The organism is Ruegeria sp. AH7, assembly GCF_056541325.1.
Genome location: NZ_JBQFYF010000004.1, coordinates 294,566 through 314,863, shown reverse-complemented (window position 1 = coordinate 314,863; position 20,298 = coordinate 294,566). Strand labels below are relative to the sequence as shown.

Sequence of the window (20,298 nt, the reverse complement as noted above, 5' to 3'; positions counted from 1 at the left end):
TCTTTTTATGAGTATGGCGAAACGCAAAAGATGAGTTCAAAGAATTCAAAGCGCTTGCAGTATATGAGCACCTTATGACGCTAAAAGAACTTTCGGATATGCTTGGGTTGTCGCCGACCACCGTCAGTCGCGCGCTAAACGGCTATCCGGAAGTGAATGAGACCACGCGCGCGCGCGTTCAGGCAGCAGCTGCCAAACATGGCTATCGTCCAAACAGCCGCGCCAAAGGGTTGGCAACAGGCAAATCCATGGTCATCGGTCATGTGATCCCCAGCTCGTCTCAGCACGAGATGGTGAACCCCATCTTTGGAGATTTCGTTGCGGGTGCCGTGAAAACATATGCCGAGCATGGCTATGACATGATGTTCACCAACGCCGATGACACCTCGATCGAAGAAGCCTATCGCAGCCTGTTCCAGCGCGGTGCAGTTGATGGCGTGGTTCTGCAGGGCCCCAAAGTGAACGAGCATCGAATCTCGGTACTCAGCAAGATGTCAGTTCCGTTCATTGTGCATGGCCGTTCGACCGGTGTTGACCTGCCCTATGACTGGATTGATGTGAACAACAAAAGCTCGTTCCTGCGGGCGACCCAATTCCTGCTGGATCTGGGCCATCGGCGCATCGCATTGATCAACGGCCTTGAAGACATGGATTTCGCCCAGCGCCGCCGTGATGGCTATCTTGCTGCACTGGCGCAGGCAGGGATCGCACCTGAACCTAATCTGATGCGCAGCGCCGAGATGACCGAAGTCTATGGTCACCACGAAACACGCACGATGCTTGCCCTTGATGATCCACCAACCGCAATCCTGATTTCTTCGATGATTTCTGCTATCGGCGTTCGGCGCGCGATTGACGAAGCGGGCTTGCAAATAGGGCGCGATGTATCCGTCATCGCCCATGACGATGATCTGTCCTATCTTAAGAACGGGCAAGATGTTCCGATCTTCACCGCCACCCGCTCCTCTGTTCGCAAGGCCGGAGAGATAGCGGCCAATATGCTGATCGAACGCATCAAATCCCCGGATGCGCCGACCAAAACTAGATTGCTGGAAGCTGAACTGGTAGTAGGCAGATCAACAGGCCCGGCGCCCAACAGGTACTAGCAATGAAATATACTCGTTCTGACTTTCCCAAAGACTTCCTCTTTGGTGTGGCAACCTCTGCTTATCAGATAGAAGGCCACGCCCAGGGCGGGGCTGGTCAGACCCATTGGGATACCTTCGCCGCCTCGCCCGGTAATGTCGTGCGGCAGGAAAACGGTGATCGGGCCTGCGATCATCTGAACAGGTTTCCGGAAGATTTCGATCTCGTGCGCGAGGCTGGTTTCGATTGCTACCGCTTTTCCACCAGCTGGGCTCGGGTGCTGCCCGATGGGCGCGGCTCGGTGAACCAATCCGGGCTGGACTATTACGACCGCCTCACCGATGCCTTGCTAGAGCGCAATATCCGCCCCTGTGCCACGCTTTATCACTGGGAATTGCCCTCGGCCCTTGCTGATCTGGGTGGCTGGCGCAACCGTGATATCGCCGGGTGGTTTGCAGATTTCACCGAGATCATCATGGGCCGGATCGGGGATCGCATGTATAGCGTCGCCCCCATCAACGAGCCCTGGTGCGTCAGCTGGCTGAGCCATTTCGAAGGCCACCACGCCCCCGGCATGCGCGATATCCGAGCTGCTGCGCGCGCCATGCATCACGTGCTGCTGGCCCATGGCCGCGCCATTCAGGCGATGCGCGGGCTTGGAATGTCCAATCTTGGTGCGGTGTTCAATCTGGAATGGGCCGAACCCGCCGATGACAGCCCCGAGGCTCGCAAGGCCGCGGATCTGTATGATGGGATCTATAACCGGTTCTTTCTGGGCGGTGCGTTCAAGAAAGCTTATCCAGCGAATGTTCTGGAGGGGCTCGCGCCTCATTTGCCCACGGGCTGGCAGGACGACTTTGACACCATAGGCGCACCCGTCGATTGGTGTGGGCTGAACTATTACACCCGCAAGCTGATTGCCCCGTCTGATACCGCCTGGCCCAGCCTGAAAGAGGTTCCCGGAGCTTTGCCCAAAACCCAAATGGAATGGGAGATCGAACCAGCCGCCCTCACCCGCTTTTTGACCCGAACGGCGCAGGAATACACTGGCGACCTTCCCCTATTTGTGACCGAAAACGGCATGGCAAGTCCTAAACGGGATCAGGACGATGATCGGATCGACTACCTAAACCAGCATCTTGCGGCCGTTCAGGATGCATTGGATCAGGGCGCCCCAGTCAAAGGCTATTTTGCCTGGTCTCTGCTCGACAACTACGAATGGGCCTTTGGGTATGAAAAGCGGTTCGGTCTGGTCGACGTGGATTTCGAGACGCTGGAGCGTAAGCCTAAAGCCTCATATCTCGCCCTAAAAGCCGCGCTGGCCAAAGGGAACCCTGTTGCCCTGCCGCTCGCGCAGCCAGCAGGGGCAGTCCACGAGCATTGGAACCTGGTGGCCGATATCGGTGGCACCAATACCCGGCTTGGGGTTGTCGAGAACGGTGCGCTAACAGAATTGCGCAAACATCCAACCGGCTCCTTGTCCGACTTACTTAACGCATTTCACAGTTTGCGAGATGACGTCGGAACTGATCCTCAGGCAGTTGTTGCCGCAGGTGCAGGCCCGGTTCAGGCTGGCGTGATTCAACTCACAAACGCAAATCTGGACTTGTCCGAGGCTGAGCTGGCCGAAGCCACCGGTGCCCGGCACACTTATGTCATCAACGACTTCACCGCCGCTGCATGGTCGGTGGCCGAGGTTACGTCCGATGATGTTACCGTCTTGCAGGGGGCGCCCACGCCGCCACTCGGCACGCGGCTGGTGGTCGGACCCGGAACTGGGCTGGGCGTCGGGGCGTTGCTGTATTCCGAAGGGCATTATCACACCGTCTCGGGCGAAGGAGGCCATGTCGGCCTTGCGCCGCGCCACCGGGATGAGGTTGATATCTTTGACGCGGCCCGGCGTATTGCACCCGAATGCTTCTTTGGCGACAGCCTGAGTTTGGAAGCTGAGATGTTCCTCAGCGGCACCGGATTACCGATCTTGTACCGAGCAGTAGCAATCGCGGCGGGTCAAACCAATATCTCCGCGCGCCCGGCGCGGGATATCCTGCAGGATGCGCGATCCGGCACTGATCCGCACGCGGTTCAAACCGCATCTCTGTTCACAACGCATCTGGGCGCTTTGCTAGGGGATATGGCTGTCACATTGATGCCAATTGGCGGCGTCTTTCTGGTCGGTGGCGTGGCGGAAAAAAACCGCTGGCTGTTCGGAGACAGTTTTCTGGATGCCTTCAACAATGGTGGCCGGTTCAGCGAGCTGCGGCGTGGAATGGATCTCTATGTCTCAGAACAGGTCGAATTTGGCATTGTTGGCGCTAACAACTTCTGCAAAAATGCCCTCATGCGGTAGAACCGCCTGACAATTCTCAATGAAGGAACGCGGGATGATCCTGTGCTGCGGAGAAGCGCTGATCGATATGATCACCGAGCCTACAGTCTCGGGTGCCCAAGGGTATGTACCCCATTCTGGAGGTGCAATTTTCAACACGGCGATCGCGTTGGGGAGATTGGGCGCGCCTGTTGGCATGTTGACCGGCCTGTCGTCCGATATGTTTGGTGAACAATTGGCGGATACGCTGAAAGCGAGCCATGTGGATACCTCCCATGTGATCACCAGCGACCGCCCAACCACTTTGGCGTTTGTGAAACTGGTCGATGGTCATGCATCGTACAACTTCGTTGACGAGAACACTGCCGGGCGCATGCTTCAGCCCGAGGATATGCCCGACCAACTGCCCGCCATCTCGACCCTGTATCTAGGCGGTATCAGTCTTGCCTGCGAACCCTGCGCCGATGCTTATGCTGCCTTGCTAAGCCATCACGGGACGGATCGAGCGGTGATGTTGGACCCCAACATCCGACCGGGGTTTATCCAGGATCAGACCAGATACCGCACCCGTTTGAATGCCATGATTGCGCAGACCGATATCCTCAAAGTCTCGGATGAAGATCTGGACTGGATCATTCCGGGGCCCGAAACCCATGCCGAGAAAGTGCCTTTGTTGCTGCAAGCCGGTCCCGCGGTTGTGATTGTTACACGTGGGAGCCAGGGGGCTTCGGGTTATCTACGCGATGGCTCGGAAACCACGATACCGGTTAAAGCGGTTCAGGTTGTCGATACGGTGGGGGCGGGCGATACGTTCAACGCTGGCGTGCTGGCGGAACTTCACCGTTCCGGATATCTGACCAAAGCCGGGCTGCGCGATCTGACAAAAGAAAGCCTGCGTGCAGCTTTAGCGTTGGGTTCAGATGTTGCAGCAGTCACCGTATCGCGTGCCGGGGCCAACCCGCCCTGGGCGCACGAGCTCTAGTCCCAAAAAGGGAAGTCACATGAAACGTTCCGACATCAACCACATCAAGACCGATGCACAGGCCTTTATCCAGTCTTTCGGTTTCATCCTGCCCCCCTTTGCCGACTGGTCTCCGGATCAGATGCGCAGCGCCAAGGCCGACACGATCCGCGCCCGGGGACTGGGATGGGACATCACCGACTACGGGCAAGGCAAATTTGATGAGCTTGGCCTGTTCCTGTTCACCCTGCGCAATGGGGATGAGAACGATCTGAGCCAGGGTCGTGGGATGCTTTATGCAGAAAAACTGCTGATCTCGCGCGACAAGCAGCTGTCGCCGATGCATCGTCATATCGTCAAAGCCGAGGATATCATCAACCGGGGCGGCGGCGATCTGGTGATGGAGATCTATGCCTCGAACCCCGATGGCAGCGTAGACCGCGACACACCGGTTGTGGTGCCCAGCGACGGATGCGATATCACCATCACTCCGGGCGAATTGCTGCGCCTGAAACCCGGCGAAAGTGTAACCCTTATGCCCGGAATCTGGCACGCCTTCTGGGCCGAGCGCGGGGATTGCCTGATCGGCGAGGTCTCAACCGTAAACGACGACCGCACCGATAACGTGTTCGAACAACCCATCCCCCGCTTTGCCACGATCGAAGAAGATACCGAGGCCGAGTTCCTGCTGGTTGCGGATTACTGATCTACCCCGAGATTGACCCGAGCCTCTCAGCGATTGCTTGACAAGCGTGTCTTGTCCAGAATAGCTGACCTGTGATGGTTCCCGCAGCTTTGGGTGCGGGATGAAAATGGGAATACGGTGCGGCCCCCGGAATATCGGAACAGGCCAAGTCCGTAACTGCCCCCGCAACTGTAAGCGGAGAGCGACGCCAAATCACCACTGGCCCGAACAGGCCGGGAAGGTTGGCCAAGCAACGACCCGCAAGTCAGGAGACCTGCCATCACCTGTGAAACCAACCCGGGACGGGGCGTCCTGGAAGGAGGATTGATGGCACATATGCGTCCTATCGGGACTGGCACTTTCGACACGGGCATTCTGCGCGTTGAGGATGGCCATGCATCGCGCGGCTGATCATTTTGTGCTGATCTGCTCGACCTGTCAGGGTGAGATCGAGGCCAGCGCCGCCCAAAGTCTGCTGGACGCGTTGCTACCCGACGGGTTCGCTACGCGACTGATCCCATGCATGGCAGGATGCGAACGTCCCATGGCCATCGGTCTGCAAGCCGAAGGCAAGGCGCAATACCTGTTTGGCGATATTCAAAGTACCGCCGATCTGAATGCAATCGCCGCCTTCGCCCATCAGTACCGCGACAGCGAGAGCGGCTGGACCAGCGCAACGGATCGCCCCCCCGCCTTGCTATTCAAAACACTGGCGCGTCTGCCCCGTCTTCCAAAGGCGGGTAAGGCATGAGCTTTCTGGTCGCAGAGAATCTGGAATACTACGCCCTGAATGGCGATGTGTTGCTGCAAGACGTCTCGTTCTCTTTGGAAGAAGGTGCCATACTTGCCATCGCCGGTCCGAACGGTGCCGGTAAAACAACGCTGCTGAACCTGCTCTGTGGGGTCGAACGTCTGGCGCTGGGGGACGTACGGATCAACGGTCAAAGCCTGCGCAGCCTGTCTGCGCAGGAACGCGCCAGGACCATTGCGGTTGTTGGTCAGCAGGAACTGCCCGATGGCCGCCTAAAGCTGCGCGACTACGTTGCGCTGGGTCAGATTCCCATTCAAAGCGACCGCTCGACAGAAGACCACAAGATGGACCTTGCGCGCGTTCTGCGCACGACCGAGCTAACCCATCTGGCGGATAAGCCGATGCAGCGGCTCTCGGGCGGCGAACGCCAACGCGCTCATATCGCGCGTGCATTGGCGCAGAACCCCTCGCTTTTGTTTCTGGACGAGCCCACCAATCATCTGGACCCTGATGCCAAGGGGCACATGCTGTCGCTGGTGGCCGAGCTGGGCGTGACGGTGGTGATGATCGTGCATGACCTTGTCATGATCCCGGAATTCGCCAGCCATGTCGCGCTGATGAAATCCACACGCATGACGGGCTTTGGGCCAGTCGACCAGATACTAACGCCGGATCATGTGCGCGACACGTTTGGTGTTGACTACCTGTGCTTCCAGCACGAAGGGCGCGTGATCCCGGCGCTGGATATCCGAAAACGAACGCTTTCATCTTAACAGGAGACATTGATGAAACAGAAAATTTGGTCAGCTTTGATGATCACCGGCTTGGCCAGCGGCGCGGCGGCCCATGAAGTAACCGTGGACAATTGCGGCGAACCGCTGGTGTTCGACGCCAAGCCGGAACGGCTGGTTGTGCATGACATGAACATGACAGACATGGCCTTTGCGCTGGGCCTGCAAGAACACATCGTTGGCCTGACCGGTATCACAGGTTGGTATAAGACCAGCCCTGATTTCGATAAGCTGCGCGGTGACATCCCGGAACTGGCGCCGAAATACCCAACCGTCGAAAACCTGGTTGCGGCCGAGCCCGATCTGTTCTTCGCGGGCTGGTATTATGGCATGAAGCCCGGCGGCGACGTGACCCCGGACACTCTGGCCCCGTTCGGCATCAAGACAATGATCCTGACCGAAAGCTGCGTGCATCTAGACAAGGACCGCCCTGAGGCCAGCATGGACCTGCTGTTCAACGATGTGCTGCGTCTGGGTCAGGTCATGCATGTCGAGGAAAAGGCCGAGGAACTGGTAGCAGGCTGGAAAGAACAGCTGTCTGCCATCGAAGCCAAGACCGCCGATCTGGCCAAACCCCGTGTATTCTTACTGGACGGCCCGGCAGATGCGCCCTTTACCGCTGGCAAATTCGCCATCCCCGATGCGATGATCGCAGCGGCTGGCGGCGAAAACGTCACCCATGACATGGATACCAGCTGGGGCCGCACCTCGTGGGAAGCGGTTGCTGCATCGAACCCGGAATTTCTAGTGCTGCTTGACTATCAGACCGGCAACGGGGCAGAGGACACGTTCAAGTTTCTGCAAGAGCATCCAGTGATGTCCCAAACCGATGCGGTAAAGAACGAACGTTGGATCGGCCTGCACTACGAAGAGCTGACGCCCGGACCGGCGAACATCGATGCGATCCAGAAGATGGCGGATGCGATGCACCCGACGGCGACCAACTGATATGGTCCATACGGGCCGGATAGTTGTGCTGGGGGCGGTCGTTTTGACCGCCCTTTTGCTGCTGTCGACAGTCTACGGTACAACCCCGATCCCAGTGTCGGATGTCATTGCTGCCATCGGCCTGGGCACAGGTCTGTCAGAAGGCGAGATGTCACCGCTGCATCGGATCGTGTTTGATCTGCGCCTGCCGCGTGCGCTGTTCGCCGCTGTCATCGGTGCAGGGCTTGGTGTCGTTGGGGTGGTTCTGCAAACCACCACGCGCAACGACTTGGCAGATCCGTTTCTATTCGGTCTCTCGTCGGGCGCGGCTGCGGGCGCTGTTCTGGTCATCACGGTCACCGGCGATGTGCTGGGCATATGGACCCTACCGCTGGCTGCGTTTTGCGGCGGCCTGATCGCATCAGGCATCGTGCTGGCCTTGGTCCAGGGGTTGCGCACAAGTGCACCGGAAAAACTGATCCTGGCGGGGCTTGCCGTGTCTTTCCTGTTCTCCGCCATCACCAACTATCTGATCTTTTCCGGAGACAACCGCGCCGCCCATTCGGTGATCTTCTGGATGCTGGGCGGACTGGGCCTTGCCCGGTGGGAGACGTTTCCACTGGTCTTGATCGGGCTGGCCCTGATCCTGGGCTATGCACTCTATCGCAGCCGCTGGCTTGACGCCCTTCTGACCGGAGATTTCACCGCCGCCACGTTGGGTATCCCGGTGCAGGGCCTGCGCTTTCGTATGTTCTTTGTTGCAGCCCTCGCCACGGCAAGCTTCGTGTCAGTCGCGGGTGTCATCGGTTTTGTCGGTCTGATGGTCCCTCATATCGCGCGTGGAATAGCGGGAACGCTCCATCGCAACCTGTTGATCACCTCGGCCATTGTGGGGGCCATCCTGCTGACCGCCTCTGACATTGTGTCCCGACTGTTGCTGGCCCCTCAGGAGTTACCAGTCGGCATCGTGACCACATCGATCGGGTCGCTTTTCGTATTCCTGTACCTGTTCAAATCGGCGCGAAACGTTTGACCTAATGCGTTCCACGCGGGACGAAAAACGGATCGATCATAATGGTTTCGCTTTGCTTGCCCGGCTCTGCCAGCCTGCGTTCAAGCAACGCAATAACTTGATCAACCGCATCATCAATCGGGTTGTTGACGGTACTGAGATCGAAATTTGGCCATCTGGCCATTTCGATATCGTCAAACCCGATCAGTGAAAGATCACTCGGAACGTCCAAACCCAACTCTCGCGCGGCGGTCAGCGCGCCGATCGCACTGGCGTCGTTGGCACAAACCAACGCGTCCAGCTTATGCTCGGCCAACAGTTTCAACGCAATCTCGTGCCCTGTCTCAACAGTGAAATCGCCTGTGGCTTCGGCAATCAAGTTTAACCCCGCTTTGTCCAAAACACCGATTACACCCAATCTGCGCTCAGCCGATGACGAGAAACTCGGTGCGCCGCCTAGATACCCAAACCGTGTGCGCCCCTTGTCGACCAGCACCTGGGCCGCAAGCCCCGTACCGTCGGCATTGCGGCAACAGACATTGTCGACACCCGGTGCCTGGACGATTCGGCCTGTGGAAATCATCGGCACACCGAACTTGGTGCACCGCGTGACCAATGCGCGCGGCATGCTACCACCACGCAGGATCAAAGCGTCCAATGGATAGCGCAGAACCTGCTCAATCGCGTCTTCTGCACGCTGATCCCCGCCATCGATGAGAATCGGCCATTTGTTCAAAGCGTTCAGTTTCCCGACCAAAGCGCTCACGAATTCGGAATCATATGTGCTGCGCATATTACCGACAAAGACGGCCACCAGATGCGAGCGCCCGTCCTTCAGCCCGGCAGCCAATGCATTTGGTTGATAGCCCATGTGATGGGCTACTTTCTCGATGATTCTTCTTTTGCTTTCATCAAGATACGCACCTGGCGTAAAAGCGCGTGATACCGCTGAACGCGACACGCCAGCCGCATCTGCAACGGCTTGCGCGGTCACCCGGCGGCGCCTATCGGCAGGTTTGTCATGATCCTGAGCCACGCTCATCCTGTCCTTCGATTTGGTAGAATTTGTCAATATTGCTAGAAATCTTTCACTGAACTGTCATACGTTAACATTATGTGGGCACGTGTGCAGAATCCAGACGTGCCTATACAATGCAGGACGGAGGCTGCGCGCGACACACGCCGCAGGGGAGCCTGCACAATAAACTGGCACAAGGTGCCAACGGTCTCTTAGCTGCAAGGGGCCGACACCGAACCGGAGGAAAACATGACCAAACTGAAGTTTTGCGCAACGGCTGCTGCCCTCGCGTTTACCGCGACTACGGCTTTTGCAGAAACAGAAATTACCTGGTGGCACGCCCATGGCGGGCAATTGGGGGAAACCGTCAACAAGGTCGCCGAAAAGTTCAACGCGTCGCAAGACGAGTACACAATTACTCCGATCTACAAAGGCAGCTACGAAGAGACGCTTACTGCTGGTATCGCGGCCTTCCGCGCTGGTGAGCAACCGAACATAATGCAGGTCTTTGATGCCGGGGCCGCGACCGTGATCGCGGCAAAAGGCGCGACCGTTCCGGTTCAGGACCTTCTGGCTGACAATGGTGTTGAGTTCGACATCAACGACTACATCGCCGGTGTGCGTTACTTCTATGCTGACAGCGACGGCAAGATGATCGGGATGCCCTTCAACTCGTCGACGCCGATCCTGTATTACAACGTCGACGCGCTGGAAGCCGCTGGCGTTACGCCCCCGAAGACATGGGAAGAGTTCCAGTCCACCACCGCTCCGGCGTTGAAAGAAGCGGGCTATATCCCGCTCAGCCAGTCGCACCTGCCTTGGATATTCACCGAAAACTTCATGTCGCGTCACAACCTGCCGTTTGCGACCAACAACAACGGCTATGACGGCATGGACACCGAGATTCTGGTCAACAACGACGCCATTAAGGCTCATTTCCAGGCCGTGAGCGACTGGAAAGAAGACGGGTTGTTTGAATGGTACGGCACCGGCTGGGGCGACAACGCCAAGCCTTTCGAAGAAGGCAAAGTTGCCATGTGGCTGGGGTCTTCGGGCTCGTTTGGTGGACTTCTGCAGAAAGATTTGGGTTTTGAGTTCAGCGCAACCGAGCTGCCTTATTGGGAAGCCGTGACGCCTGAGCCGACACAAACCTTCATCGGCGGTGCTGCTCTGTTCGCGATGGCTGGAAAATCGGACGAAGAAAACAAAGCCACGGCCGAGTTCTTCCGCTTCCTGACCGCGCCCGATACCCAGTATTTCTGGCATCAGGAGACTGGCTACGTTCCGATCACCGAAGCTGCTTATGACGTTGCCAAGAAAGATGGCCACTATGACCGCTTCCCGGCAGCTGAAGTTGGCGTGAACCAGCTGCAGGCGAAAGCCGGTGACAACACCAAAGGCTACCGCATGGGCTTCTACGTCCAGATCCGCGACATCATGAACCGCGAATATGGCCGTATCCTGACCGGTGAAACCGACGTGGAAACCGCGTTCCAGAACATCGAAGCAGAAGCCAACGAATTGCTGGCCCGCTTTGCAAAGACTCAGGGTTAATCCCTGGGATCACCCCCAGGATGGTCGCGCCTTCGGGCGCGGCCATCCCCCATTTCTACAACTGGACGACCTATGAAACGCGCGGGTTTTGATAATATCTGGCTTCCTGTGGCTTTGCTGCTGCCACAGTTGATGATCATCGCCATCTTCTTTTACTGGCCTGCGGGATGGGCGCTGCAATCGTCCTTCTTTCTGCAAGACCCTTTCGGATTTGGGTCAACCTTTGTCGGGGCCGACAACTATACGTCGTTGATTGGCAATGATCAGTATAAACGCATTGCTTGGTTTACGATTGTCTTCTCGGTTCTGGTTACTTTCTTCTCACTGGCCATCGCGCTGCTGCTGGCGGTCAAGGCCGATAAGGTTCTGCGCGGCGCCAAGACCTATCGAACGTTGCTGATGTGGGTCTACGCCATCGCGCCTCCGGTTGCCGGATTTCTGGGCATCCTGTTCTTTGACCAAAGCACCGGTCCAATGACCAAGTTCTTCCAGATGTTTGGCTGGGATTTCAAACTGGGCGTAGACTACAACGCCACCGCAACCGCGATGATCATCGTATCGGTCTGGAAGCAAATCCCTGTCAATTTCATCTTCTTCCTGTCCGGCCTGCAATCGATCCCGCGCTCGGTGCGCGAGGCGGCAATGATCGACAACCGCTCGGCCACTGGGCGGTTCTGGCAGGTCACCTTCCCTTTGCTCGCCCCCACCGCGTTCTTCCTGCTGATCATCAATATCACCTATGCGCTGTTCGACACGTTCGGCGTGATTGACGCGCTGATGAAGGGTGAGCCGGGAAACAATCCGATGACTCTGGTTTACAAGGTCTATCTGGACGGGTTCCGAGGCAACGACCTGGGCGGCTCTTCTGCGCAATCCGTCATTCTTATGGGTCTGGTTCTAATCCTGACCGTCTTTCAGTTCCGGCTCGTTGAACGCCGGATCCACTATACCTGAGGGGGCGAACCATGGCTGATACCACCCTTGAAACGACCGAAACCGCCCGCCGCCCCCGCAAAATCCGCTGGGAAACCATCGGCGATCACTTTGTGCTGATCCTGGGATCATTGCTGATGATCCTGCCACCCTTGCTGGCGCTGACCACAGCCAGCCATGATGCCGTGACCATCCACCGACAGGGCATTCAGGTGGGCCTAGGCGACGATCTGGGCAAGAACTTCCACGCCGCCATGTTCGAGAAAGGCGGATTTACCCAAACCGTTGACGGCACATTGATGCTGATGAATTCGTTCATCCTGGGGATCGGCTTTGCCGTCGGCAAGATCATCATCTCGATGATGGCCGCCTATGCCATCGTCTATTTCCGCCTGCGCTTTGCAACGCTGGCCTTCTGGGTTATCTTCACCACCCTGTTGCTGCCGCTCGAAGTCCGCATTCTGCCTTCCTATGAGGCGATCCAGAAGCTGGGCCTGACCAACACCTACACCGGCCTGATCGTTCCCCTGATCGCGTCGGCCACCGGTACATTCTTCTTCCGACAGTTCTTTATGTCCGTCCCCGAGGAATTGGCCGAGGCTGCGCGGATCGATGGTGCAGGTCCGTGGAAGTTCTTTGTCGACATCCTCGTTCCGCTCAGCCGGACGATGATCGCGGCGATCTTCATTATCATGTTTGTCTTTGGCTGGAACCAGTATCTGTGGCCAACGCTGATCACCACAGATGAAAGCTTCTTCACACTGGTCCGTGGGATCAAACAGATCGTGCTGACCTATACCGACAGTCAGATCCCCGAGCATGGACAGGCGCTTGCCCTGGCTATCGTTGCGATGATCCCGCCGGTGGCGATCGTCATCTTCTTCCAGAATTGGTTCGTCAAGGGCCTCACAGAATCCGATAAATAAGGAATACGCGCATGGCTCAGGTCTCATTGGAGGGCATCCGCAAGGTCTATCCCAACGGCTTCAAAGCGGTTGAGACCACCAGTTTCACCATTCAGGATGGCGAGTTCGTCGTGCTGGTCGGCCCTTCGGGATGCGGCAAATCCACTTTGTTGCGCATGATCGCGGGGCTGGAGGATATCACCGAAGGGACGCTAAAAATCGGTGACCGGGTGGTCAACAACGTGGACCCGGCAGACCGGGACATCGCGATGGTGTTCCAGAACTACGCTTTGTATCCGCATATGACTGTCCGCAAGAATATTGGCTACGGGTTGAAAAACCGCGGCACACCCGCGTCCGAGATCGCAGCCAAGGTCGAAGACGCCGCCAAGATGCTGAACCTGACCGAATATCTGGACCGTAAACCGGCGCAATTGTCGGGCGGCCAGCGTCAGCGCGTCGCCATGGGCCGCGCGGTTGTGCGTGATCCGGCGTTGTTCCTGTTTGACGAACCGCTGTCCAACCTCGACGCCAAGCTGCGCAACCAGATGCGGATCGAAATCAAGGCCTTGCAACGCCGCCTTGGCACGACGGCCGTCTACGTAACCCACGATCAGGTCGAAGCCATGACCATGGCAGACCGCATCATCGTGCTGAACGCTGGCCAGATCGAACAGATCGGCACGCCTTCGGAGATCTATCACAACCCGGCCTCGACCTTTGTCGCCTCGTTCATGGGTGCGCCGCCGATGAATTTGATTGAGGCACAGGTCGATCAAGGCCAGGTGCGGATCAACGGCTATGACGGGATCATGACCGCTCCCGCTTCGGCCAACGGGCCGGTGACACTCGGCATCCGACCCGAAGATATCGAACTGGATGGTCAGGGTTTCGTGCCGTTTCAGGTGGATATCCTTGAAGAACTGGGCGCGCATCGGTTGCTGCACGGTCAGCTTGGTGGCCAGCCCTTCACCGTTCTGGTCAGCAAAGATCACGCGGCCCAAACAGGCGAGACCCAGATCACCCTGAAACCTGACGCGTTGCGTCTGTTTGATGTGGAAACAGGAAAAGTCATTTGATCACAGACGTTTTGGATGTGCTTCCCGCTGTGACACCGGATCAGCGGATAGGCATATTGTCCGCCCCGCGAACCGCCGCTGCACATCGAGAGTTGTTGCGCGATATTCCAGCGATGAATGCCCTGCAGCTTGGTGGGCGGGCGCAGGCCTCCACTTTGCCCGCGCAGTTCACCGTGGCCGCATGGAATGTGGAACGCTGCCTGTTCCCCGAGGCAACCGCCGCGCATCTTGGTCAGATCAGCCCCGATGTTGTTCTGCTGTCCGAGGTCGATCACGGCATGGCACGCACCTCGCAAAGACATACAACCGAGGTGATGGCAGATGCCCTTGAAATGGTCTACGCCTTTGGGGTCGAGTTTCACGAGCTCGATCTGGGTGGCCCGACCGAGCGCCATTTCTGCAAAGACGACTTCAACACGCTGGGATGGCACGGCAACGCGATCCTGTCTTCGGTGCCATTTGAACGCACCGCCCTGATCCGGCTGGACGATCATGGCCACTGGTTTTCCTGCGACGAAGGTGCCGCAGATCCCGACCAGCCGCGCGTTGGTGGCCGAATGGCCATTGCTGCTGTTTTGCCAACGGAAAGTGGCCCCGTTTGCGTCGTTTCCACCCATCTGGAAAGCAACGCCGACGCAGCGCATCGCCACACGCAGTTCGATGTCTTGCTAGGTGCTATCGACAGCTTCGCGCCGGGACTGCCGGTTCTGATCGGTGGGGATTTGAACACCGGTAACCACCTGCCGCCGGATTTTAACTGGCAGAACGAGAGTCTTTTTGGTTTGGCCGAAACACGCGGTTATAATTGGGGTTTCACAATCGACGGAACGACCACGCGCCCCAGCCTGATCACCCCACATCCTCAGCGTGTGATGAAGCTGGATTGGCTGGCAGGTCGCGATCTGCGATGTGAAGAGAAGGGGCTTTTGACCTCGATCTCGGATGAGGGAACACCGCTTTCCGACCACGATTGCGTCTGGTGCCGCGCGGCGCTGTCGTCGGTCTGATCACTTGAGCCGGGTCTGGCTCAGCCCGGCTCTCTTGCATGTGATCAATCCAGAATACCCGGCAAACGCAGCCCATGTTCGCGGGCGCACTCCTTGGCGATGTCATACCCCGCATCCGCATGGCGCCACACGCCGGATGCCGGGTCATTCCACAGCACCCGCTTAAGACGTTTTGCTGCTGCGTCGGTGCCGTCAGCACAGATCACTACGCCCGCATGCTGGCTAAAGCCCATACCGACCCCTCCGCCATGGTGCAGGCTGACCCAGGTCGCGCCCGAGGCCGTATTGACCAGTGCGTTCAGCAACGGCCAATCCGACACTGCGTCCGAGCCATCTTTCATCGCCTCAGTCTCGCGGTTGGGCGAGGCGACTGAGCCACTGTCCAAATGGTCCCGACCAATCACCACGGGTGCTTTTAACTCGCCGTTCCGAACCATTTCATTGAAGGCCAATCCGGCCTTGTGACGATCACCCAATCCGATCCAGCAGATACGCGCTGGCAGGCCCTGGAAGGCGATCCGCTCCTGCGCCATGTCGAGCCAATTGTGCAGATGGGTGTTCTCTGGGAACAGCTCTTTCATCTTGGCATCGGTTTTGTAGATATCTTCCGGGTCGCCCGACAGCGCGCACCAGCGGAACGGGCCGATGCCACGGCAAAATAGCGGGCGGATATAGGCGGGGACAAAGCCGGGGAAGGCAAAGGCGTTCTCCAGCCCCTCATCCTGCGCCACCTGCCGGATGTTGTTGCCATAATCCAAAGTCGGAACGCCTGCGTTCCAGAAATCGACCATCGCGGCCACATGCTGTTTCATCGATGCGCGCGAAGCTTTTTCCACCGCCTTGGGGTCGCTTTCGCGCTTTTCCTTCCACTGCGCCATGGTCCAGCCGATGGGCAGATAACCGTTGACCGGGTCATGCGCGCTGGTCTGATCGGTGACGATGTCGGGCCGCATGCCACCGGCCTGCATTCGCGCGTAAATTTCGGGAAAAATCTCGGCGGCATTGCCCAGCAGTCCGACCGACTTGGCTTCTCCCGCCTTGGTCCAGCGGTCGATCATCTCAAGCGCCTCGTCCAGCGTTTCGGCCTTTTCGTCCAGGTATTTGGTGCGCAGGCGGAAATCGATGCTGTCCGGGTTGCACTCGACCGCCAGACAGCAGGCACCGGCGAATACAGCGGCCAGCGGCTGCGCGCCCCCCATGCCGCCCAGACCCCCCGTTAGAATCCACTTGCCGGTCAGGTCGCCGTCATAATGCTGACGCCCGGCCTCGGCAAAGGTCTCATAGGTGCCCTGAACGATGCCCTGCGTGCCAATGTAAATCCACGAGCCAGCGGTCATCTGGCCGTACATCATCAAACCCTTCTTATCGAGCTCGTTGAAATGATCCCAGTTGGCCCAATGCGGCACGAGGTTTGAATTGGCGATCAGCACCCGAGGCGCATCCGTATGCGTCCGCACAATGGCCACCGGTTTGCCGGATTGCACCACCAGCGTCTCATCTTCCTCAAGATCCTTGAGACTGGCGACGATGGTGTCAAAATCCTTCCACGTCCGTGCCGCGCGGCCAATGCCACCGTAGACCACCAGCTCATGTGGGTTCTCGGCCACATCCGGGTGCAGGTTGTTCATCATCATCCGCAGGGGCGCCTCGGTCATCCAGCTTTTGGCGTTCAGCTCAGACCCGGTGGGCGGATAGATATCACGGGTGTTTTTGCGAGGGTCGGTCATCGGGCAAGCTCCAATGCAGTGTCGTGGATAGCGTCGAGTAGGTCTTTGAGCCAACGTCGCAGACGGTCGGCTTTTTGGGTGTCATAGCTCCATGGTGCCGTTTCGGCGCGCAGATAAGTGGACTGGGCCAGTTCCATCTGGATGGCGTGCAGCCCCTCGGCAGGGCGGCCATAATGCCGGGTGGTCCACCCGCCTTTGAAACGTTCGTTCAGGACGGTGCCATAGGGGGACGAGGCGGCAAATTCATGGGCAATGGCCTCAATCTGCGGCGCGCATGTGACGCCGCCATTTGTGCCGAGATTCATGTCTGGCAGAGTGCCGTGGAACAGGAACGGGATGTGGCTGCGGATCGAATGGCAGTCATACAATACCGCCACCCCGTGGATCGCCTTGACCCGCGCCAGCTCAGCCTCAAGGGCGGCGTGATACGGCGCGTGGAACATCGCCCTGCGTTCGGCGATTTCAGGCTCGGACGGCGGCTGATCCCAGATGCCGTGGCCGTCAAAATCCGTAAGCGGCACCAGCGTTGTGGTATTCTGACCGGGATAGAGCGACACGCCCGCCGGATCGCGATTGGCATCGATCACATAGCGATGGAATGTGGCACGCACGATCGTGGCATCGGGGATCAGCCCATAATAGAGCCGGTCAATATGCCAGTCGGTGTCTGCCAGCCCCCTGCCCTGGTTGTTCAGCTTGGCTTCGATCTGAGGCGGCACATAAGTGCCAGTATGAGGCAGGCCCAGCACGATGGGGCTGTCGCCTTGAGTGACCGCAACTGGATCAATCATGCGCCCAGTTCCGGCATATCGACGCCTGTGTTGTGTGCAATCTCACCACTGGCAATCAGTCTATAGGCTACCTCGATATCGGGCGCGGTATAGCGGTCCTCACCAAGCGGCGGCACTAAGGCGCGCAGCCGCGCCATCACGCCCTGCAAGGTCTGGCTGGTGGGCAAAGGCGCGCGGAACTCGACCCCTTGCGTGGCGCATAACAATTCGACACCCAGAATACGTTCCAGATTGGTCACCATCTGCCCCAGGCGCCGCGCGCCATGGGCCGCCATGCTGACATGGTCCTCCTGATTGGCCGAGGTCGGTGTGCTATCCGTCACACAGGGGTTGGCCAGATGTTTGTTTTCACTCATCAGGGCCGCCGTGGTGACCTCGGCGATCATCAGGCCCGAGTTCAGACCCGGATTGGGTGTCAGGAAGGGCGGCAGATCAAAGCTGAGTACCGGATCGACGATCAGCGCGATACGGCGTTGGGCAATCGCCCCGATCTCGGCCACGGCCAGCGCGATCATGTCAGCAGCAAAACCCACCGGTTCCGCATGGAAGTTACCACCTGAAACGATCAGACCAGCCTCGGACAGGACCAGAGGGTTATCGGTGGCTGCATTCGCCTCAATCTCAAGCGTCACAGAGGCCTGACGCAGCACATCCATCGCCGCGCCGACGACCTGTGGTTGACAGCGAATGCAATACGGGTCCTGAACGCGCGTATCGCCCTCGCGGTGGCTTTCGCGGATCACCGATCCAGCCAATAGTGCGCGCATGGTTGCCCCTGCTTCGATCTGGCCGCGATGGCCGCGCAGAGTATGAATCTCGGGCTGCAAAGGCGCCGTCGAGCCCATGATGCCATCGGTGGTGAGCGCCGACGTGACCAACGCGCTTTGCGCCGCCTGCCATGCTCCAAACAAACCCGCCAGTGCAAACGCGGTCGAAAACTGGGTGCCATTGATCAGCGCCAGACCTTCTTTCGGGCCCAGTTCCACCGGCGTCAGACCGGCAGCCACCAATGCCGGACCGCCCGCCATGACCTGACCGTCAAACTCTGCCTCACCCGCACCCATCATGACCGCCGCCATATGCGACAACGGGGCGAGATCGCCCGAAGCACCGACCGACCCCTGCGCGGGAATCACCGGGGTCACGCCTTTGTCCAGCATCGCCTCCAGCAGATCGATCAGCTCCAGCCGCACGCCAGATGCGCCGCGCCCAAGACTGAGCAGTTTCAGTGCCATCATCAACCGCGCATGCGCCCGCGGGATGGCAGGCCCAACGCCACAGCAATGCGACAGGATCAGGTTGCGCTGGAGGGTCGCCGTGTCCTCGGCCGCGATCTTGACGCTGGCCAGTTTGCCAAAGCCGGTATTGACCCCGTAAACCGCCGCCTCACCCGCCGCCGCATCGGCAATGCGGGCATGGGCGGCTTTGATATCAGGCCGGCACGCCGGGTCCAGCCTGACAGCGCATTCTTCGCGATAGACCTGTTCCAGCTGCGCCAGTGAAACAGCGCCGGGCGTGAGTGTCAGGGTGGTCAAACTGCACCTCCGATGATGCGGGCATGAAGCGGGTTAAATCCGATGCGATAGGCCAGCTCGGCCGGGTGGGCCACATCCCAAACGGCCAGATCTGCGCGCAAGCCGGGGGCAATCTGGCCGCAGTCCTTTAGCCCCAAGGCACGGGCGGCATGGGTGGTTACACCCCGCAATGCCTCTTCGGGTGTCATGCGGAACAGGGTGCAACCCATATTCATGGTCAACAGCAACGAGGTCATCGGAGCCGAGCCAGGATTGCAATCCGTTGCCAGGGCCATCAGCACATTGTGTTTGCGCAGCAAGTCGATGGGTGGGGCCTGCGTCTCGCGCAGGGTGTAGAAGGCGCCGGGCAGGATCACACCGACGGTGCCCGCCTGGGCCATGGCGAGCGCCCCGTCTTCGTCCAGATATTCAATGTGATCCGCCGACAGAGCACCATTTGAGGCTGCCAGCTTAGCCCCGCCTAGATTGGACAACTGCTCGGCATGGAGTTTGATCGGCAGGCCAAGCTCCTGCGCCGCATCGAATAAAGGCACCAGCTGGTAAGGTTGAAAGGCAATGCCCTCACAGAACGCATCCACCGCATCCACCAGCCCTTCGGCTTGGGCCGCACGCAGCGTCGGGATACAGACCTCGGCAATATAGGCGTCGGGGCGTCCGTTATACTCTGCTGGCACAGCATGTGCACCCAGAAAACTGGTCACAACCCTCACTGGACGATGCTGCGGCAATGCACGGGCGGCGCGCAGCATGTTCAGTTCGGTGTCTCGATCCAGCCCATAGCCTGATTTAACCTCGATTACCGCCACACCTTCGCCCATCATGGCGTCCACGCGCGGCAAGGCCTGCGCGATTAGATCGGCAACGCTGGCGGTACGGGTTGCAGTCACGGTCGAAATGATACCGCCACCCGCGCGCGCAACCTCTTCATAGCTGGCCCCGTTCAGGCGCATCTCAAACTCAACCGCGCGATGGCCGCCATGCACCACATGAGTGTGACAATCGATCAGCGCAGGGGTTACCAATCGACCTTCGAGCGCGCGCTGAGGCAGTGCCGCATAGGCATCTGGCACATCCGCTCGCGGACCAACCCAAGCGATTTTTCCCGCCTGAACGGCAATCGCGGCATCGTCAATCAACCCATAGGCATCCGCGCCTGACATCGTCGCGGCACGCAAATCAATCAAAAGATGATCCTGGGGCTGCATGG

The 20,298-nt window shown here is 58.6% G+C and carries 18 protein-coding genes, 1 pseudogene and 1 riboswitch; of the genes and pseudogenes, 14 read left to right on the top strand and 5 right to left on the bottom strand.

The window, feature by feature from the left end; genetic code table 11:
* Positions 1-74: 74 nt before the first annotated feature.
* From ACR0JX_RS11980 to ACR0JX_RS11940, 9 genes and pseudogenes are all read left to right on the top strand, one after another.
* Positions 75-1,106, top strand: a complete 1,032-nt coding sequence (locus ACR0JX_RS11980; protein WP_480544021.1) for a LacI family DNA-binding transcriptional regulator — start codon at positions 75-77, stop codon at positions 1,104-1,106.
* A gap of 2 nt (positions 1,107-1,108) precedes the next feature.
* Positions 1,109-2,413: pseudogene (locus tag ACR0JX_RS11975) on the top strand (GH1 family beta-glucosidase); the annotation flags it as partial.
* Positions 2,414-2,476: 63 nt separating this feature from the next.
* A complete protein-coding gene (locus tag ACR0JX_RS11970) occupies positions 2,477-3,436 on the top strand; it encodes a glucokinase (protein WP_480544127.1) in 960 nt (319 codons plus the stop codon).
* A gap of 34 nt (positions 3,437-3,470) precedes the next feature.
* Positions 3,471-4,397: a carbohydrate kinase family protein gene (locus tag ACR0JX_RS11965; protein ID WP_480544126.1), complete on the top strand. Its 927-nt coding sequence runs from the start codon at positions 3,471-3,473 to the stop codon at positions 4,395-4,397.
* 19 nt (positions 4,398-4,416) lie between these two features.
* A complete protein-coding gene (locus tag ACR0JX_RS11960; RefSeq protein WP_480544020.1) occupies positions 4,417-5,082 on the top strand; it encodes a D-lyxose/D-mannose family sugar isomerase in 666 nt (221 codons plus the stop codon).
* A 58-nt stretch (positions 5,083-5,140) separates the two neighbouring features.
* Positions 5,141-5,357, top strand: a riboswitch (cobalamin riboswitch).
* A 98-nt stretch (positions 5,358-5,455) separates the two neighbouring features.
* A complete protein-coding gene (locus tag ACR0JX_RS11955; protein ID WP_480544019.1) occupies positions 5,456-5,812 on the top strand; it encodes a DUF1636 family protein in 357 nt (118 codons plus the stop codon).
* Positions 5,809-6,585, top strand: coding sequence for an ABC transporter ATP-binding protein (locus ACR0JX_RS11950; RefSeq protein WP_480544018.1), 777 nt, complete (start codon positions 5,809-5,811; stop codon positions 6,583-6,585). The genes ACR0JX_RS11955 and ACR0JX_RS11950 overlap by 4 nt, the downstream gene beginning before the upstream one ends.
* A 12-nt stretch (positions 6,586-6,597) precedes the next feature.
* Positions 6,598-7,551: an ABC transporter substrate-binding protein gene (locus ACR0JX_RS11945; protein WP_480544017.1), complete on the top strand. Its 954-nt coding sequence runs from the start codon at positions 6,598-6,600 to the stop codon at positions 7,549-7,551.
* A gap of 1 nt (position 7,552) precedes the next feature.
* Complete coding sequence (locus ACR0JX_RS11940) at positions 7,553-8,563, top strand: FecCD family ABC transporter permease (protein ID WP_480544016.1); 1,011 nt, start codon at positions 7,553-7,555, stop codon at positions 8,561-8,563.
* Between the two features lies 1 nt (position 8,564).
* Here the strand turns inward: ACR0JX_RS11940 and ACR0JX_RS11935 are convergent, their stop codons facing one another.
* Positions 8,565-9,584 (bottom strand): LacI family DNA-binding transcriptional regulator, encoded by a 1,020-nt coding sequence (locus ACR0JX_RS11935; protein WP_480544015.1) that lies wholly within the window; start codon positions 9,582-9,584, stop codon positions 8,565-8,567.
* A 225-nt stretch (positions 9,585-9,809) separates the two neighbouring features.
* Between ACR0JX_RS11935 and ACR0JX_RS11930 the strand changes: the two genes are divergently transcribed.
* The 5 genes from ACR0JX_RS11930 to ACR0JX_RS11910 all read left to right on the top strand — a co-directional run bounded on the left by ACR0JX_RS11930 (position 9,810) and on the right by ACR0JX_RS11910 (position 15,038).
* The gene (locus tag ACR0JX_RS11930; RefSeq protein WP_480544014.1) at positions 9,810-11,114 is read left to right on the top strand and encodes an extracellular solute-binding protein; all 1,305 of its coding nucleotides are present in this window, start codon (positions 9,810-9,812) and stop codon (positions 11,112-11,114) included.
* A gap of 72 nt (positions 11,115-11,186) precedes the next feature.
* Positions 11,187-12,068 carry an ABC transporter permease subunit gene (locus ACR0JX_RS11925; RefSeq protein WP_170534813.1) on the top strand — a complete coding sequence of 294 codons (882 nt, stop codon included), beginning with the start codon at positions 11,187-11,189 and terminating at the stop codon, positions 12,066-12,068.
* Positions 12,069-12,079: 11 nt separating this feature from the next.
* Positions 12,080-12,973 carry an ABC transporter permease subunit gene (locus ACR0JX_RS11920; protein WP_480544013.1) on the top strand — a complete coding sequence of 298 codons (894 nt, stop codon included), beginning with the start codon at positions 12,080-12,082 and terminating at the stop codon, positions 12,971-12,973.
* Between the two features lie 11 nt (positions 12,974-12,984).
* Positions 12,985-14,031, top strand: coding sequence for an ABC transporter ATP-binding protein (locus tag ACR0JX_RS11915; protein ID WP_480544012.1), 1,047 nt, complete (start codon positions 12,985-12,987; stop codon positions 14,029-14,031).
* Positions 14,031-15,038: an endonuclease/exonuclease/phosphatase family protein gene (locus tag ACR0JX_RS11910; RefSeq protein ID WP_480544125.1), complete on the top strand. Its 1,008-nt coding sequence runs from the start codon at positions 14,031-14,033 to the stop codon at positions 15,036-15,038. Before ACR0JX_RS11915 ends, ACR0JX_RS11910 begins: the two co-directional genes overlap by 1 nt.
* Before the next feature lie 44 nt (positions 15,039-15,082).
* Here the strand turns inward: ACR0JX_RS11910 and hutU are convergent, their stop codons facing one another.
* The 4 genes from hutU to hutI are packed head-to-tail and all read right to left on the bottom strand — an operon-like array spanning position 15,083 to position 20,296.
* A complete protein-coding gene (gene hutU, locus ACR0JX_RS11905) occupies positions 15,083-16,765 on the bottom strand; it encodes a urocanate hydratase (RefSeq protein ID WP_480544011.1) in 1,683 nt (560 codons plus the stop codon).
* Positions 16,762-17,556 (bottom strand): N-formylglutamate deformylase, encoded by a 795-nt coding sequence (hutG, locus tag ACR0JX_RS11900; RefSeq protein WP_480544010.1) that lies wholly within the window; start codon positions 17,554-17,556, stop codon positions 16,762-16,764. Before hutG ends, hutU begins: the two co-directional genes overlap by 4 nt.
* Positions 17,553-19,091, bottom strand: a complete 1,539-nt coding sequence (hutH, locus tag ACR0JX_RS11895) for a histidine ammonia-lyase (protein WP_480544009.1) — start codon at positions 19,089-19,091, stop codon at positions 17,553-17,555. The genes hutG and hutH overlap by 4 nt, the downstream gene beginning before the upstream one ends.
* On the bottom strand, positions 19,088-20,296 hold the full coding sequence (gene hutI, locus ACR0JX_RS11890; protein ID WP_480544008.1) for an imidazolonepropionase: 1,209 nt from the start codon (positions 20,294-20,296) through the stop codon (positions 19,088-19,090). The genes hutH and hutI overlap by 4 nt, the downstream gene beginning before the upstream one ends.
* Between the last annotated feature and the right edge of the window lie 2 nt (positions 20,297-20,298).

What these genes read in the sequence shown, in the direction of transcription:
- ACR0JX_RS11980 (WP_480544021.1), top strand. Translation starts at nt 75, where the DNA reads ATGACGCTAAAAGAACTTTCGGATATGCTTGGGTTGTCGCCGACCACC.
- ACR0JX_RS11965 (WP_480544126.1), top strand. Translation starts at nt 3,471, where the DNA reads ATGATCCTGTGCTGCGGAGAAGCGCTGATCGATATGATCACCGAGCCT.
- ACR0JX_RS11960 (WP_480544020.1), top strand. Translation starts at nt 4,417, where the DNA reads ATGAAACGTTCCGACATCAACCACATCAAGACCGATGCACAGGCCTTT.
- ACR0JX_RS11955 (WP_480544019.1), top strand. Translation starts at nt 5,456, where the DNA reads ATGCATCGCGCGGCTGATCATTTTGTGCTGATCTGCTCGACCTGTCAG.
- ACR0JX_RS11950 (WP_480544018.1), top strand. Translation starts at nt 5,809, where the DNA reads ATGAGCTTTCTGGTCGCAGAGAATCTGGAATACTACGCCCTGAATGGC.
- ACR0JX_RS11945 (WP_480544017.1), top strand. Translation starts at nt 6,598, where the DNA reads ATGAAACAGAAAATTTGGTCAGCTTTGATGATCACCGGCTTGGCCAGC.
- ACR0JX_RS11940 (WP_480544016.1), top strand. Translation starts at nt 7,553, where the DNA reads ATGGTCCATACGGGCCGGATAGTTGTGCTGGGGGCGGTCGTTTTGACC.
- ACR0JX_RS11935 (WP_480544015.1), bottom strand. Translation starts at nt 9,584, where the DNA reads ATGAGCGTGGCTCAGGATCATGACAAACCTGCCGATAGGCGCCGCCGG.
- ACR0JX_RS11930 (WP_480544014.1), top strand. Translation starts at nt 9,810, where the DNA reads ATGACCAAACTGAAGTTTTGCGCAACGGCTGCTGCCCTCGCGTTTACC.
- ACR0JX_RS11925 (WP_170534813.1), top strand. Translation starts at nt 11,187, where the DNA reads ATGAAACGCGCGGGTTTTGATAATATCTGGCTTCCTGTGGCTTTGCTG.
- ACR0JX_RS11920 (WP_480544013.1), top strand. Translation starts at nt 12,080, where the DNA reads ATGGCTGATACCACCCTTGAAACGACCGAAACCGCCCGCCGCCCCCGC.
- ACR0JX_RS11915 (WP_480544012.1), top strand. Translation starts at nt 12,985, where the DNA reads ATGGCTCAGGTCTCATTGGAGGGCATCCGCAAGGTCTATCCCAACGGC.
- hutU (WP_480544011.1), bottom strand. Translation starts at nt 16,765, where the DNA reads ATGACCGACCCTCGCAAAAACACCCGTGATATCTATCCGCCCACCGGG.
- hutG (WP_480544010.1), bottom strand. Translation starts at nt 17,556, where the DNA reads ATGATTGATCCAGTTGCGGTCACTCAAGGCGACAGCCCCATCGTGCTG.
- hutI (WP_480544008.1), bottom strand. Translation starts at nt 20,296, where the DNA reads ATGCAGCCCCAGGATCATCTTTTGATTGATTTGCGTGCCGCGACGATG.